The sequence below is a fragment of the Virgibacillus necropolis genome, from assembly GCF_002224365.1.
GTDB lineage: Bacteria > Bacillota > Bacilli > Bacillales > Amphibacillaceae > Virgibacillus_F > Virgibacillus_F necropolis.
Window position 1 is genome coordinate 205490 of sequence record NZ_CP022437.1, and the last position, 16301, is coordinate 221790.

Annotated in this window: 6 protein-coding genes, 9 tRNA genes, 6 rRNA genes and 1 pseudogene; all 22 read right to left on the minus strand. The window is 46.7% G+C overall.

The window, feature by feature from the left end:
- Positions 1 to 148: 148 nt before the first annotated feature.
- The 22 genes and pseudogenes from CFK40_RS01115 to folP all read right to left on the minus strand — a co-directional run bounded on the left by CFK40_RS01115 (position 149) and on the right by folP (position 16296).
- Positions 149 to 847, minus strand: coding sequence for an MgtC/SapB family protein (locus CFK40_RS01115; protein WP_089530283.1), 699 nt, complete (start codon positions 845 to 847; stop codon positions 149 to 151).
- A 146-nt stretch (positions 848 to 993) separates the two neighbouring features.
- Positions 994 to 1109 (minus strand): 5S ribosomal RNA (gene rrf, locus CFK40_RS01120).
- Between the two features lie 119 nt (positions 1110 to 1228).
- Positions 1229 to 4150 (minus strand): 23S ribosomal RNA (locus tag CFK40_RS01125).
- Positions 4151 to 4376: 226 nt separating this feature from the next.
- Positions 4377 to 5942: ribosomal RNA gene (locus tag CFK40_RS01130) — 16S ribosomal RNA — on the minus strand.
- A 104-nt stretch (positions 5943 to 6046) separates the two neighbouring features.
- A tRNA-Ala gene (locus tag CFK40_RS01135) sits at positions 6047 to 6122 on the minus strand.
- 19 nt (positions 6123 to 6141) lie between these two features.
- Positions 6142 to 6218 (minus strand) — tRNA-Pro (locus tag CFK40_RS01140).
- Positions 6219 to 6224: 6 nt separating this feature from the next.
- A tRNA-Arg gene (locus CFK40_RS01145) sits at positions 6225 to 6301 on the minus strand.
- Positions 6302 to 6304: 3 nt separating this feature from the next.
- A tRNA-Leu gene (locus tag CFK40_RS01150) sits at positions 6305 to 6393 on the minus strand.
- Between the two features lie 17 nt (positions 6394 to 6410).
- Positions 6411 to 6485, minus strand: a tRNA-Gly gene (locus CFK40_RS01155).
- A gap of 15 nt (positions 6486 to 6500) precedes the next feature.
- A tRNA-Leu gene (locus CFK40_RS01160) sits at positions 6501 to 6585 on the minus strand.
- 10 nt (positions 6586 to 6595) lie between these two features.
- A tRNA-Lys gene (locus tag CFK40_RS01165) sits at positions 6596 to 6671 on the minus strand.
- A 30-nt stretch (positions 6672 to 6701) separates the two neighbouring features.
- A tRNA-Thr gene (locus CFK40_RS01170) sits at positions 6702 to 6777 on the minus strand.
- Between the two features lie 18 nt (positions 6778 to 6795).
- Positions 6796 to 6871, minus strand: a tRNA-Val gene (locus tag CFK40_RS01175).
- Positions 6872 to 6891: 20 nt separating this feature from the next.
- Positions 6892 to 7007, minus strand: a 5S ribosomal RNA gene (gene rrf / locus CFK40_RS01180).
- A gap of 119 nt (positions 7008 to 7126) precedes the next feature.
- Positions 7127 to 10048: ribosomal RNA gene (locus CFK40_RS01185) — 23S ribosomal RNA — on the minus strand.
- 226 nt (positions 10049 to 10274) lie between these two features.
- Positions 10275 to 11840, minus strand: a 16S ribosomal RNA gene (locus tag CFK40_RS01190).
- The 16S, 23S and 5S rRNA genes sit together here with 9 tRNA genes alongside, the layout of an rRNA operon.
- 663 nt (positions 11841 to 12503) lie before the next feature.
- A complete protein-coding gene (gene lysS, locus CFK40_RS01195; protein ID WP_089530284.1) occupies positions 12504 to 13985 on the minus strand; it encodes a lysine--tRNA ligase in 1482 nt (493 codons plus the stop codon).
- Between the two features lie 297 nt (positions 13986 to 14282).
- Positions 14283 to 14396 (minus strand): annotated as a pseudogene (locus tag CFK40_RS20685) (tRNA dihydrouridine synthase DusB); the annotation flags it as partial.
- 2 nt (positions 14397 to 14398) lie between these two features.
- Entirely contained in the window at positions 14399 to 14623 is a 225-nt protein-coding gene (locus CFK40_RS01200) for a helix-turn-helix domain-containing protein (RefSeq protein WP_089530285.1), read from the minus strand.
- Positions 14593 to 15105, minus strand: a complete 513-nt coding sequence (gene folK / locus CFK40_RS01205; protein ID WP_089530286.1) for a 2-amino-4-hydroxy-6-hydroxymethyldihydropteridine diphosphokinase — start codon at positions 15103 to 15105, stop codon at positions 14593 to 14595. The genes CFK40_RS01200 and folK overlap by 31 nt, the downstream gene beginning before the upstream one ends.
- Positions 15105 to 15467 (minus strand): dihydroneopterin aldolase, encoded by a 363-nt coding sequence (folB, locus tag CFK40_RS01210; RefSeq protein WP_089530287.1) that lies wholly within the window; start codon positions 15465 to 15467, stop codon positions 15105 to 15107. Before folB ends, folK begins: the two co-directional genes overlap by 1 nt.
- Positions 15460 to 16296 carry a dihydropteroate synthase gene (gene folP / locus CFK40_RS01215; RefSeq protein WP_089530288.1) on the minus strand — a complete coding sequence of 279 codons (837 nt, stop codon included), beginning with the start codon at positions 16294 to 16296 and terminating at the stop codon, positions 15460 to 15462. The genes folB and folP overlap by 8 nt, the downstream gene beginning before the upstream one ends.
- Between the last annotated feature and the right edge of the window lie 5 nt (positions 16297 to 16301).

A 16301-nucleotide genomic window follows, 5' to 3' on the forward strand; every position in this document is an offset into this window, starting at 1 on the left:
TTATACGCAAAAAAATAGCAGATGCAAATACATTGTTCTACCTTATTTTCGCCAATTGAGATAGAATTAAAACGAAAAATTAAGAATAAAAAATACACTTGCTCGAGTTTTAGTCGATACAAGTGCAGTAGGATATATATATCAAGCCTTAATTTCGTTCAATAATATTTTTTACCTGCTCTTCTTTTGATATTTCTTCAATCAATGCCATTCGATCTAAACCAGCATTTTGGTCAATCCTAATAAAGATGTTACGTATATTTTCGTCTACACGTTCTATTTCAACCTTTTTAATCGTTAGATCAAATGATTCAAAAATAGATACAATGTTATTAATCTGTAACCCTGGTAGTGCTACAATCTCAATTAAATTTGAGGATACCCCTTTTTTGAAAAGTTTATCAAAGTTATTCAAAAACACTAAACTAAGTAAAATCACTAAAGTTGTAAATACTGCCGTTGCATACATACCAGCACCGACCACAAGACCTAACCCAGCAACTGTCCATATAGACGCCGCAGTAGTTAATCCTCTTATCGTCATCCCATTTACCATAATTGTTCCGGCTCCAAGAAACCCAATTCCACTTATTACATAAGAAGGGATCCGTGCTGGGTCGAACCGAATATTACCAGATTCCTCAATAAATTCCTCAAATCCATACAATGATAAAAGCATCATTAAACAAGAACCTACTCCTACAAGAATGTGAGTGCGAAAGCCAGCAGAATGATTTTTTAATTCACGTTCAAATCCAATTAGACCTGACAATAATAATGCTATTACTACCCTAACCATCATTAAAGAAAAATGTTCACCAAAAATCTGATCAATATATCCACCCATTTATGATCACCTCAATTATCTATATATACTACTTATTTTACAATATAATACTGTAATTAAATAGATGGAATAGTTAACCAATAAAATTATAAAGAAAAACAAAATAAGCGAGGATACGGATAGCGTATCTTCGCTTATTAATTGTTGCCTGGCGGCGTCCTACTCTTGCAAGGACAAAGTCCTAACTACCATCGGCGCTGGAGAGCTTAACTACTGTGTTCGGTATGGGAACAGGTGTGACTTCTCCGCTATTACTACCAGACCATGCTAAAATTTAAGGACAAGATTCATTATAAGCATTCTTGCATCAAAATGCAAGCATCTTTTTGAATTTTGTACCCTAAAAACTAAATAAGAGCGTAATAGTGACATCAAGAATTGTTAGTTAAGTCCTCGATCGATTAGTATTCGTCAGCTGCACGTGTCACCACGCTTCCACCTCGAACCTATCAACCTCATCGTCTCTGAGGGATCTTACTCACTCGAAAGTGATGGGAAGTCTCATCTTGAGGGGGGCTTCATGCTTAGATGCTTTCAGCACTTATCCTTTCCACACGTAGCTACCCAGCTATGCTCCTGGCGGAACAACTGGTACACCAGCGGTGTGTCCATCCCGGTCCTCTCGTACTAAGGACAGCTCCTCTCAAACTTCCAGCGCCCACGACGGATAGGGACCGAACTGTCTCACGACGTTCTGAACCCAGCTCGCGTACCGCTTTAATGGGCGAACAGCCCAACCCTTGGGACCGACTACAGCCCCAGGATGCGATGAGCCGACATCGAGGTGCCAAACCTCCCCGTCGATGTGAACTCTTGGGGGAGATAAGCCTGTTATCCCCGGGGTAGCTTTTATCCGTTGAGCGATGGCCCTTCCATGCGGAACCACCGGATCACTAAGCCCGACTTTCGTCCCTGCTCGACTTGTAGGTCTCGCAGTCAAGCTCCCTTCTGCCTTTACACTCTACGAATGATTTCCAACCATTCTGAGGGAACCTTTGGGCGCCTCCGTTACTCTTTAGGAGGCGACCGCCCCAGTCAAACTGCCCGCCTGACACTGTCTCCGAACCGGATTACGGTCCTGGGTTAGAAGGTCCGTACAGCCAGGGTGGTATCCCACGGATGCCTCCACCGAAGCTAGCGCTCCGGTTTCCAAGGCTCCCACCTATCCTGTACAAGCTGTACCAACATTCAATATCAGGCTACAGTAAAGCTCCACGGGGTCTTTCCGTCCTGTCGCGGGTAATGCGCATCTTCACGCATAGTATAATTTCACCGGGTCTCTCGTTGAGACAGTGCCCAAGTCGTTGCACCTTTCGTGCGGGTCGGAACTTACCCGACAAGGAATTTCGCTACCTTAGGACCGTTATAGTTACGGCCGCCGTTTACTGGGGCTTCGGTTCTAAGCTTCGCACCCGAAGGTGCTAACCTTTCCCCTTAACCTTCCAGCACCGGGCAGGTGTCAGCCCCTATACTTCGCCTTTCGGCTTCGCAGAGACCTGTGTTTTTGCTAAACAGTCGCTTGGGCCTATTCACTGCGGCTCCTCCTTAAAGGAGCACCCCTTCTCCCGAAGTTACGGGGTCATTTTGCCGAGTTCCTTAACGAGAGTTCTCCCGATCACCTTAGGATTCTCTCCTCGCCTACCTGTGTCGGTTTGCGGTACGGGCACCTATGAACTCACTAGAGGCTTTTCTTGGCAGTGTGAAATCCAGAACTTCGGTACTTTAGTTCCCTCCCCATCACAGCTCAGAATTGTTGGACGGATTTGCCAATCCAACTCCCTTGCTGCTTGGGCGCACATTTCCAATCGTACGCATTCCTTATCCTACTGCGTCCCCCCATCGTTCAAACGTTCATGAGGTGGTACAGGAATATCTACCTGTTGTCCATCGCCTACGCCTGTCGGCCTCGGCTTAGGTCCCGACTAACCCTGAGCGGACGAGCCTTCCTCAGGAAACCTTGGGCTTTCGGTGAAAGAGATTCTCACTCTTTTTTCGCTACTCATACCGGCATTCTCACTTCGAAGCGCTCCACCAGTCCTCACGGTCTGACTTCACTGCACTTCGAACGCTCTCCTACCATTGTTCATAGAACAATCCGCAGCTTCGGTGATACGTTTAGCCCCGGTACATTTTCGGCGCAGAGTCACTCGACCAGTGAGCTATTACGCACTCTTTAAATGATGGCTGCTTCTAAGCCAACATCCTGGTTGTCTGGGCAACTCCACATCCTTTTCCACTTAACGTATACTTTGGGACCTTAGCTGGCGGTCTGGGCTGTTTCCCTTTCGACTATGAACCTTATCACCCATAGTCTGACTCCCAGGCTTACGTAGCTGGCATTCGGAGTTTGACTGAATTCGGTAACCCGGTGAGGGCCCCTAGTCCAATCAGTGCTCTACCTCCAGTACGCATCTGCCTGAGGCTAGCCCTAAAGCTATTTCGGAGAGAACCAGCTATCTCCGTGTTCGATTGGCATTTCACCCCTACCCACACCTCATCCCCGCATTTTTCAACATACGTGGGTTCGGGCCTCCAGTCAGTGTTACCTGACCTTCACCCTGGACATGGGTAGATCACACGGTTTCGGGTCTACGACCGCATACTAATTCGCCCTATTCAGACTCGCTTTCGCTGCGGCTCCGTGTCTTCCACTTAACCTCGCATACGATCGTAACTCGCCGGTCCATTCTACAAAAGGTACGCCGTCACCCATTAACGGGCTTCGACTACTTGTAAGCGCACGGTTTCAGGATCTCTTTCACTCCCCTTCCGGGGTGCTTTTCACCTTTCCCTCACGGTACTGGTTCACTATCGGTCACTAGGTAGTATTTAGCCTTGGGAGATGGTCCTCCCAGATTCCGACGGAATTTCTCGTGTTCCGCCGTACTCAGGATCCACTCCGGAGGAAACTCTTTTTCGATTACAGGGCTCTTACCCGCTATGGCTGATCGTTCCAGATCGATTCATCTAAAGAATTTCTTTGTAACTCCAATGGAGTGTCCTACAACCCCAGAAAGCAAGCTTTCTGGTTTGGGCTGATTCCGTTTCGCTCGCCGCTACTTAGGAAATCGCATTTGCTTTCTCTTCCTCCGGGTAATGAGATGTTTCAGTTCCCCGGGTCTGCCACGCGTATCCTATGTATTCAGATACGCGTACTGCTCCATTACGAACAGTGGGTTTCCCCATTCGGAAATCCTCGGATCAAAGTCTACTTACGACTCCCCGAGGCATATCGGTGTTAGTCCCGTCCTTCATCGGCTCCTAGTGCCAAGGCATTCACCGTGCGCTCTTCTTCACTTAACTATCTTTATGATTAAGAACTTACGTTTTTGATGTCGTTGTCTATCTTGCTCTTATTTAGTTTTCAAGGTACAAAAAGAGAGATTCGCATCCCTCAAAACTGAACAAACAACCATGTATGCAAGGCCTACCAATGGCAGGTCTTATCGATGACGACAAGCGTCACCGATTTTCCGTTAAACAGTACGGCTTCCACTACGAATAGCTTCCGCTTTCTGTTTTTCCTTAGAAAGGAGGTGATCCAGCCGCACCTTCCGATACGGCTACCTTGTTACGACTTCACCCCAATCATTGGCCCCACCTTCGGCGGCTGGCTCCATAAAGGTTACCTCACCGACTTCGGGTGTTGCCAACTCTCGTGGTGTGACGGGCGGTGTGTACAAGGCCCGGGAACGTATTCACCGCGGCATGCTGATCCGCGATTACTAGCGATTCCGGCTTCATGTAGGCGAGTTGCAGCCTACAATCCGAACTGAGAATGGTTTTATGGGATTTGCTACACCTCGCGGCTTCGCGTCCCTTTGTTCCATCCATTGTAGCACGTGTGTAGCCCAGGTCATAAGGGGCATGATGATTTGACGTCATCCCCACCTTCCTCCGGTTTGTCACCGGCAGTCACCTTAGAGTGCCCAACTGAATGCTGGCAACTAAGATCAAGGGTTGCGCTCGTTGCGGGACTTAACCCAACATCTCACGACACGAGCTGACGACAACCATGCACCACCTGTCACTCTGTCCCCGAAGGGAACACGATATCTCTATCGCTATCAGAGGATGTCAAGACCTGGTAAGGTTCTTCGCGTTGCTTCGAATTAAACCACATGCTCCACCGCTTGTGCGGGCCCCCGTCAATTCTTTTGAGTTTCAGCCTTGCGGCCGTACTCCCCAGGCGGAGTGCTTAATGCGTTAACTTCAGCACTAAGGGGCGGAAACCCCCTAACACCTAGCACTCATCGTTTACGGCGTGGACTACCAGGGTATCTAATCCTGTTCGCTCCCCACGCTTTCGCTCCTCAGCGTCAGTTACAGACCAGAGAGTCGCCTTCGCCACTGGTGTTCCTCCACATCTCTACGCATTTCACCGCTACACGTGGAATTCCACTCTCCTCTTCTGTACTCAAGTCCTCCAGTTTCCAATGACCCTCCACGGTTAAGCCGTGGGCTTTCACATCAGACTTAAAAGACCGCCTGCGAGCGCTTTACGCCCAATAATTCCGGACAACGCTTGCCCCCTACGTATTACCGCGGCTGCTGGCACGTAGTTAGCCGGGGCTTTCTGGTTAGGTACCGTCATGGTACCGCCCTATTCGAACGATACTTGTTCTTCCCTAACAACAGAGTTTTACGATCCGAAAACCTTCATCACTCACGCGGCGTTGCTCCGTCAGACTTTCGTCCATTGCGGAAGATTCCCTACTGCTGCCTCCCGTAGGAGTCTGGGCCGTGTCTCAGTCCCAGTGTGGCCGATCACCCTCTCAGGTCGGCTACGCATCGTCGCCTTGGTAGGCCATTACCCCACCAACTAGCTAATGCGACGCGGGCCCATCTGTAAGTGACAGCAAAAGCCGCCTTTCAACTTTCTACCATGTGATAAAAAGTATTATTCGGTATTAGCTCCGGTTTCCCGGGGTTATCCCAATCTTACAGGTAGGTTGCCCACGTGTTACTCACCCGTCCGCCGCTCGTTCCACAAGCTCACACCCCGAAGGGTGATTGCTTGCTTCCCGCGCTCGACTTGCATGTATTAGGCACGCCGCCAGCGTTCGTCCTGAGCCAAGATCAAACTCTCCAAAAAAGTTTGAATAAAATCGACACCAATCGATTTTATCAATTGTCTTAGCTTTGTTTCGTTACTTACATACTTGGTTGTTTTGTTCAGTTTTCAAGGAGCAAAAAATATGGTGGAGCCTAGCGGGATCGAACCGCTGACCTCCTGCGTGCAAGGCAGGCGCTCTCCCAGCTGAGCTAAGGCCCCAGAAGTTGAGTTTTGTAAATGGTCGGGAAGACAGGATTCGAACCTGCGACCCCATGGACCCAAACCATGTGCTCTACCAAGCTGAGCTACTTCCCGATGATATGGTGCGCCCGAGAGGACTTGAACCTCTAACCCCTTGATTCGTAGTCAAGTACTCTATCCAATTGAGCTACGGGCGCTTATGGTGCCGAGGGCCGGACTCGAACCGGCACGATAATTACTTACCGCAGGATTTTAAGTCCTGTGCGTCTGCCAATTCCGCCACCCCGGCTTGGAAATTTGGCTATATGGAGCGGAAGACGGGATTCGAACCCGCGACCCCCACCTTGGCAAGGTGATGTTCTACCACTGAACTACTTCCGCTTAATTAATTATATATGGTGCGGGTGAAGGGACTTGAACCCCCACGTCAAAAGACACTAGATCCTAAGTCTAGCGCGTCTGCCAATTCCGCCACACCCGCATGATCTAAATGGTGAGCCATGAAGGATTCGAACCTTCGACCCTCTGATTAAAAGTCAGATGCTCTACCAACTGAGCTAATGGCTCGTACTAATTAATAGCTTATCTAACAAAAAATGGTGCCGGCCAGAGGACTTGAACCCCCAACCTACTGATTACAAGTCAGTTGCTCTACCAGTTGAGCTAGGCCGGCTTAATATAATACAAAAAATGGTGGAGGATGCAGGGCTCGAACCTGCGACCCCCTGCTTGTAAGGCAGGTGCTCTCCCAGCTGAGCTAATCCTCCGGGACATATTATTATGTACAGCCTGGCGGCGTCCTACTCTTGCAAGGACAAAGTCCTAACTACCATCGGCGCTGGAGAGCTTAACTACTGTGTTCGGTATGGGAACAGGTGTGACTTCTCCGCTATTACTACCAGACCATGCTAAAATTTAAGGACAAGATTCATTATAAGCATTCTTGCATCAAAATGCAAGCATCTTTTTGAATTTTGTACCCTAAAAACTAAATAAGAGCGTAATAGTGACATCAAGAATTGTTAGTTAAGTCCTCGATCGATTAGTATTCGTCAGCTGCACGTGTCACCACGCTTCCACCTCGAACCTATCAACCTCATCGTCTCTGAGGGATCTTACTCACTCGAAAGTGATGGGAAGTCTCATCTTGAGGGGGGCTTCATGCTTAGATGCTTTCAGCACTTATCCTTTCCACACGTAGCTACCCAGCTATGCTCCTGGCGGAACAACTGGTACACCAGCGGTGTGTCCATCCCGGTCCTCTCGTACTAAGGACAGCTCCTCTCAAACTTCCAGCGCCCACGACGGATAGGGACCGAACTGTCTCACGACGTTCTGAACCCAGCTCGCGTACCGCTTTAATGGGCGAACAGCCCAACCCTTGGGACCGACTACAGCCCCAGGATGCGATGAGCCGACATCGAGGTGCCAAACCTCCCCGTCGATGTGAACTCTTGGGGGAGATAAGCCTGTTATCCCCGGGGTAGCTTTTATCCGTTGAGCGATGGCCCTTCCATGCGGAACCACCGGATCACTAAGCCCGACTTTCGTCCCTGCTCGACTTGTAGGTCTCGCAGTCAAGCTCCCTTCTGCCTTTACACTCTACGAATGATTTCCAACCATTCTGAGGGAACCTTTGGGCGCCTCCGTTACTCTTTAGGAGGCGACCGCCCCAGTCAAACTGCCCGCCTGACACTGTCTCCGAACCGGATTACGGTCCTGGGTTAGAAGGTCCGTACAGCCAGGGTGGTATCCCACGGATGCCTCCACCGAAGCTAGCGCTCCGGTTTCCAAGGCTCCCACCTATCCTGTACAAGCTGTACCAACATTCAATATCAGGCTACAGTAAAGCTCCACGGGGTCTTTCCGTCCTGTCGCGGGTAATGCGCATCTTCACGCATAGTATAATTTCACCGGGTCTCTCGTTGAGACAGTGCCCAAGTCGTTGCACCTTTCGTGCGGGTCGGAACTTACCCGACAAGGAATTTCGCTACCTTAGGACCGTTATAGTTACGGCCGCCGTTTACTGGGGCTTCGGTTCTAAGCTTCGCACCCGAAGGCGCTAACCTTTCCCCTTAACCTTCCAGCACCGGGCAGGTGTCAGCCCCTATACTTCGCCTTTCGGCTTCGCAGAGACCTGTGTTTTTGCTAAACAGTCGCTTGGGCCTATTCACTGCGGCTCCTCCTTAAAGGAGCACCCCTTCTCCCGAAGTTACGGGGTCATTTTGCCGAGTTCCTTAACGAGAGTTCTCCCGATCACCTTAGGATTCTCTCCTCGCCTACCTGTGTCGGTTTGCGGTACGGGCACCTATGAACTCACTAGAGGCTTTTCTTGGCAGTGTGAAATCCAGAACTTCGGTACTTTAGTTCCCTCCCCATCACAGCTCAGAATTGTTGGACGGATTTGCCAATCCAACTCCCTTGCTGCTTGGGCGCACATTTCCAATCGTACGCATTCCTTATCCTACTGCGTCCCCCCATCGTTCAAACGTTCATGAGGTGGTACAGGAATATCTACCTGTTGTCCATCGCCTACGCCTGTCGGCCTCGGCTTAGGTCCCGACTAACCCTGAGCGGACGAGCCTTCCTCAGGAAACCTTGGGCTTTCGGTGAAAGAGATTCTCACTCTTTTTTCGCTACTCATACCGGCATTCTCACTTCGAAGCGCTCCACCAGTCCTCACGGTCTGACTTCACTGCACTTCGAACGCTCTCCTACCATTGTTCATAGAACAATCCGCAGCTTCGGTGATACGTTTAGCCCCGGTACATTTTCGGCGCAGAGTCACTCGACCAGTGAGCTATTACGCACTCTTTAAATGATGGCTGCTTCTAAGCCAACATCCTGGTTGTCTGGGCAACTCCACATCCTTTTCCACTTAACGTATACTTTGGGACCTTAGCTGGCGGTCTGGGCTGTTTCCCTTTCGACTATGAACCTTATCACCCATAGTCTGACTCCCAGGCTTACGTAGCTGGCATTCGGAGTTTGACTGAATTCGGTAACCCGGTGAGGGCCCCTAGTCCAATCAGTGCTCTACCTCCAGTACGCATCTGCCTGAGGCTAGCCCTAAAGCTATTTCGGAGAGAACCAGCTATCTCCGTGTTCGATTGGCATTTCACCCCTACCCACACCTCATCCCCGCATTTTTCAACATACGTGGGTTCGGGCCTCCAGTCAGTGTTACCTGACCTTCACCCTGGACATGGGTAGATCACACGGTTTCGGGTCTACGACCGCATACTAATTCGCCCTATTCAGACTCGCTTTCGCTGCGGCTCCGTGTCTTCCACTTAACCTCGCATACGATCGTAACTCGCCGGTCCATTCTACAAAAGGTACGCCGTCACCCATTAACGGGCTTCGACTACTTGTAAGCGCACGGTTTCAGGATCTCTTTCACTCCCCTTCCGGGGTGCTTTTCACCTTTCCCTCACGGTACTGGTTCACTATCGGTCACTAGGTAGTATTTAGCCTTGGGAGATGGTCCTCCCAGATTCCGACGGAATTTCTCGTGTTCCGCCGTACTCAGGATCCACTCCGGAGGAAACTCTTTTTCGATTACAGGGCTCTTACCCGCTATGGCTGATCGTTCCAGATCGATTCATCTAAAGAATTTCTTTGTAACTCCAATGGAGTGTCCTACAACCCCAGAAAGCAAGCTTTCTGGTTTGGGCTGATTCCGTTTCGCTCGCCGCTACTTAGGAAATCGCATTTGCTTTCTCTTCCTCCGGGTAATGAGATGTTTCAGTTCCCCGGGTCTGCCACGCGTATCCTATGTATTCAGATACGCGTACTGCTCCATTACGAACAGTGGGTTTCCCCATTCGGAAATCCTCGGATCAAAGTCTACTTACGACTCCCCGAGGCATATCGGTGTTAGTCCCGTCCTTCATCGGCTCCTAGTGCCAAGGCATTCACCGTGCGCTCTTCTTCACTTAACTATCTTTATGATTAAGAACTTACGTTTTTGATGTCGTTGTCTATCTTGCTCTTATTTAGTTTTCAAGGTACAAAAAGAGAGATTCGCATCCCTCAAAACTGAACAAACAACCATGTATGCAAGGCCTACCAATGGCAGGTCTTATCGATGACGACAAGCGTCACCGATTTTCCGTTAAACAGTACGGCTTCCACTACGAATAGCTTCCGCTTTCTGTTTTTCCTTAGAAAGGAGGTGATCCAGCCGCACCTTCCGATACGGCTACCTTGTTACGACTTCACCCCAATCATTGGCCCCACCTTCGGCGGCTGGCTCCATAAAGGTTACCTCACCGACTTCGGGTGTTGCCAACTCTCGTGGTGTGACGGGCGGTGTGTACAAGGCCCGGGAACGTATTCACCGCGGCATGCTGATCCGCGATTACTAGCGATTCCGGCTTCATGTAGGCGAGTTGCAGCCTACAATCCGAACTGAGAATGGTTTTATGGGATTTGCTACACCTCGCGGCTTCGCGTCCCTTTGTTCCATCCATTGTAGCACGTGTGTAGCCCAGGTCATAAGGGGCATGATGATTTGACGTCATCCCCACCTTCCTCCGGTTTGTCACCGGCAGTCACCTTAGAGTGCCCAACTGAATGCTGGCAACTAAGATCAAGGGTTGCGCTCGTTGCGGGACTTAACCCAACATCTCACGACACGAGCTGACGACAACCATGCACCACCTGTCACTCTGTCCCCGAAGGGAACACGATATCTCTATCGCTATCAGAGGATGTCAAGACCTGGTAAGGTTCTTCGCGTTGCTTCGAATTAAACCACATGCTCCACCGCTTGTGCGGGCCCCCGTCAATTCTTTTGAGTTTCAGCCTTGCGGCCGTACTCCCCAGGCGGAGTGCTTAATGCGTTAACTTCAGCACTAAGGGGCGGAAACCCCCTAACACCTAGCACTCATCGTTTACGGCGTGGACTACCAGGGTATCTAATCCTGTTCGCTCCCCACGCTTTCGCTCCTCAGCGTCAGTTACAGACCAGAGAGTCGCCTTCGCCACTGGTGTTCCTCCACATCTCTACGCATTTCACCGCTACACGTGGAATTCCACTCTCCTCTTCTGTACTCAAGTCCTCCAGTTTCCAATGACCCTCCACGGTTAAGCCGTGGGCTTTCACATCAGACTTAAAAGACCGCCTGCGAGCGCTTTACGCCCAATAATTCCGGACAACGCTTGCCCCCTACGTATTACCGCGGCTGCTGGCACGTAGTTAGCCGGGGCTTTCTGGTTAGGTACCGTCATGGTACCGCCCTATTCGAACGATACTTGTTCTTCCCTAACAACAGAGTTTTACGATCCGAAAACCTTCATCACTCACGCGGCGTTGCTCCGTCAGACTTTCGTCCATTGCGGAAGATTCCCTACTGCTGCCTCCCGTAGGAGTCTGGGCCGTGTCTCAGTCCCAGTGTGGCCGATCACCCTCTCAGGTCGGCTACGCATCGTCGCCTTGGTAGGCCATTACCCCACCAACTAGCTAATGCGACGCGGGCCCATCTGTAAGTGACAGCAAAAGCCGCCTTTCAACTTTCTACCATGTGATAAAAAGTATTATTCGGTATTAGCTCCGGTTTCCCGGGGTTATCCCAATCTTACAGGTAGGTTGCCCACGTGTTACTCACCCGTCCGCCGCTCGTTCCACAAGCTCACACCCCGAAGGGTGATTGCTTGCTTCCCGCGCTCGACTTGCATGTATTAGGCACGCCGCCAGCGTTCGTCCTGAGCCAAGATCAAACTCTCCAAAAAAGTTTGAATAAAATCGACACCAATCGATTTTATCAATTGTCTTAGCTTTGTTTCGTTACTTACATACTTGGTTGTTTTGTTCAGTTTTCAAGGATCGAATTAATTGCCGTCTCAATTTGGCGACTTTATTAATATACCACTTAAAAATAATAAAGTCAATAACTTTTTAATTATTTTTTTGAAACAAACAAATGTTAAGGTTGTTCAAAAGACAACGTAATCTAATTTACCATGTTTTTAGAATGAAATCAAGAGAAATATAAAAAAGAGATAATTGGAAATTATTGCAACGCATTTCAACCCGTTTAACAAGCAGAAACTAACCAAGAAAAAGAGGTTATGAGAGAATCAAAAAATCTTCAATTGACAAATGGCAATTCTTTCGTTCACGGTTCTTCTAATCTCCTCCAACGCACAGGTCTTGCTAGCGTCGACGTTGTAACAGGATAAGGAAAGCTACTCTGAAAAAGCATCACACGAAGAAATCGGCCTTAATTTTCAAGGACGTTGCGAACTTAATCAATCTTATTTCTAATTTGACACCTTTTTAAACATGCTCTAATAATCAAGGAAAACCCAACCAAAAATACTTTACCGTAAATTAAAAAGACAACCTAGCAACCCTTCTCTTTAAAGGCTTTGCTAAGATGTCTTTCCTTACTTTTATTTATTACGCATTTGTGGGAAAAGTAGTACATCACGTATGGAAGGCGAATTCGTTAAAAGCATAACTAGACGATCAATACCAATACCGAGTCCCCCAGTAGGTGGCATACCGTACTCTAACGCTTCTAGGAAATCATCATCCATTAGGTGCGCTTCGTCATTTCCTTGTTCGCGTTCCTTGAGTTGTGACTCAAAACGTTCACGTTGATCAATTGGGTCGTTTAATTCACTAAAGGCATTTGCGTGTTCACGTCCAACAATAAATAATTCAAATCGATCGGTAAAACGACCATCTTCTTTAGTTTTTTTAGCAAGTGGTGAAATTTCAACAGGGTGACCAAATATAAAGGTAGGTTGAATTAGCTTTTCCTCTATTCTCTGTTCAAAGAATTCATTCACCACATGCCCAAATGTCATCGAATCCTGGATTTGTATGCCGTGCTCTTTTGCTAACCCACGGGCATCTTCATCACTCATTTCTTGCCAGAAGTCTACTCCTGTATATTCTTTAACGGCATCAACCATATGCAGTCTTTTCCATCTTGGAGCAAGTGAAATTTCTTCCTCCCCATACATTACTGTTGTATCACCTAATACTTCTTTCGCAATATGTGCAACCATGTTTTCTGTTAGTTCCATTACATCATGGAAATCTGCATATGCTTCATAAAGTTCCATCATTGTAAACTCAGGGTTATGTCTTGTTGAAACACCCTCGTTTCGGAAAACGCGGCCAATTTCATACACCTTTTCCATTCCACCAACAATTAGGCGTTTTAGGTGTAATTCAATCGCAATTCGCATATACAATGGAATATCTAATGCATTGTGATGGGTTTCAAATGGACGCGCAGACGCTCCACCAGGAATGCTATGCATCAGTGGAGTTTCCACTTCCAAAAATCCTTGTCCGTCAAGATACTTGCGCATTGATTGAATGATTTTACTACGTAATACAAACGTATCTCTACTGGAAACATTCGTAATTAAATCTAAATAACGTTGACGATAGCGTTGTTCGATATCCTTAAGTCCATGATACTTTTCTGGTAGTGGGCGTAGTGACTTTGATAACAAATGGAATTCTGTAACCTTTACAGACAGTTCACCAACTTTAGTTTTGAACATAACACCTGTTACCCCAATAATATCTCCCATATCCGTTGTATTGAACGTTTCATAAGCAGCGTCACCAATCATATCTTTTCGTACGTAAATTTGCAGCTGCCCACTTAAATCTTGGACATGAGCAAATCCTGCTTTTCCTTTTCCACGTTTCGTCATCATACGTCCAGCAATAGTAACACGATCGGTTTTCTCTTCTAATTCTTCTTTTGAAAATTGATCATATTGTTCTACTAGCGCTTCTGTTGAGTGAGTACGCTCAAATTTTCCACCAAAAGGATCGACACCTTGCTCTCGAAATGTTTGCAGTTTTTCACGACGAACTCGCATTTGTTCATTTATTTCTTCTGACATCATTACCACTCCAATAAGTACAAATTTTTCTTTATCATTGACCGTACAAGTCATTTTGAACCGTTTATCGTTCATTATATAGGAAATATCAATTTATTTCATGTATTGACTAAGCACACAAAGCTAAGTTTAGAAAACTTGGCTAATCCCCAAGCTATAATGGGCGAAAGCTTAGTTGTACTTACTGATATCCACTAAAAAATTACATTCCCTCTTATCAGTGAAAAAAACTGCCAGTCCAAAACTGGCAGAATCACGTTTTATCCTAGTCAAAAGCAATTATGACGCGATATTTGCTACTAATCCTGAGCCAAATTCTTTGAACGTTAATCGGAATGCATAATTACAAACCCCTGCCATCGGGGCAAGAACTACTTTGTTAGGAATGGAAATATCACCAATTTGAAACATTACTACGTCTTCTTTAAATTTTCACTTTTGCCGATTAACTCTTCCTTTGAAACAGCTAAGGTTGTTGCGATTTGATCAAGAACTACAGCGGGAGCTTCCTTATCCCCGCGCTCTAAACATCTAAGTTCCGCGATTGAAACATGTATGTCTTTTGCTAGACCTACCTGAGTATAACCCTTTAATTTACGAAATGCCTTTATTCGTCTACCGACTCTGGAGGTGACCATACTCTAACATCCTTTACATCTTGCTCTGTCAAATCGTTCACATAATCTGACACGCGGTTTCCTTCATCACCAATTGGTAATTCAGGGTTTATTTCATATAATGGTATAAGTACAAATGCCCGTTCATGCATTCTTGGGTGCGGCAAAATTAATCGTTCTGTTTTTCTATTTTCATTATTATAGATTAAAATGTCAAGGTCTATTGTACGAGGTCCAAATCTAATTTCCCGTTTGCGCCCTAGTTCTTGCTCAACTTGTTGGCATATATCTAGTAAATCAATTGGTTTAAGTTCTGTTTCTATTTGAATGACCATGTTTAAAAAGTCTGCCTGATCCGTATATCCAACTGGTGCTGTCTCATAAATAGTTGACTGATTCTTAATCACAATATGGTAATGTGCGCTAAGCTCATGTAATGCCTTTTGTAAGTGGGTCAAACGCGGCTCAATATTTGTTCCAAGTGCTAAAAAAACAGTATTCATTATATTTTCTCCCTAAAAATTTCTACCGCTACAGACTCGTAATGACCGCGAATTGGTGGATCTGGTTTTATAAGTTTAACCTGACAGGCCTGTAATAAGTCAAAACTAGATAAAAGCTTCCTAGCAATTTCTTCTGCAACTGCTTCAATTAGATTTTTCGCGTAACCCTCCACTACTGCTTGAATCACCTCATACACAAGGCCATAGTGGATAGAATCTTCCATTTTGTCACTTTCACCAGCATGTGTTAAGTCTACTAGCAATTCCACATCAACATTAAAACGTTGCCCCAACTTATTTTCCTCTGGGAGCAGTCCATGATACCCGTAAAATTGTAAATTCTTCATGATGATTTTATCCATTTTTCTTATTACCTCCAGCTACCATCGCATCCATCATTTTAGCTAATTCTACATTTCGCTTCACATCATGGACTCGAACAAGTTGCACCCCTTTTTGGATTCCAAGACAGGTTGTGGCACCTGTTCCATTGTCGCGCTCCTCAGGTGGAAGGTCTAGAATGTGACCGATAAACCTTTTACGGGATGTCCCTAGTAAAACTGGATATTTCATTTCTACAAATACTTCTAGATGATTCATAGCCACAAGATTATCTGCCTGAGTCTTGGCAAACCCAATTCCAGGATCAAGGATGATATTTTCTTTTTTCACACCTGCTTTTAATGCAATCTCAATGCTTTCCGACAAATCCTTTTTCATGTCATCAATAAGTGACACATAGTTTTTATTCGGCCGGTTGTGCATCAATACGATCGGGACACTATATTCCGCGGCAACTTTCGCTATTTCGGGTTCCTTTTTTGCTCCCCAAACATCATTTATGATAGATGCTCCCGCTTCTACTGCCGCTCTAGCTGTTTCTGCTTTAAAGGTATCAATAGAAATGGGTATTTTTACCGCTTTCTTCACAGCTTCAATTGCTGGAACGACTCGCTTAATTTCTTCTTCTACAGAAACTGGTTTATGATTAGGACGAGTTGATTCTCCTCCAATATCAATAATGTCAGCACCTTGTTTCTCCATTTCAATGGCTTGTGCAACAGCTTTTTCTATTGTTGTATAACTTCCACCATCTGAAAAGGAATCTGGGGTGACATTTAAAATTCCCATGATATGTGTTCGTGCTGATAGGTCATAGTTAATAGCTCTTGTTTTCAAAATTGCTTGCATAATCA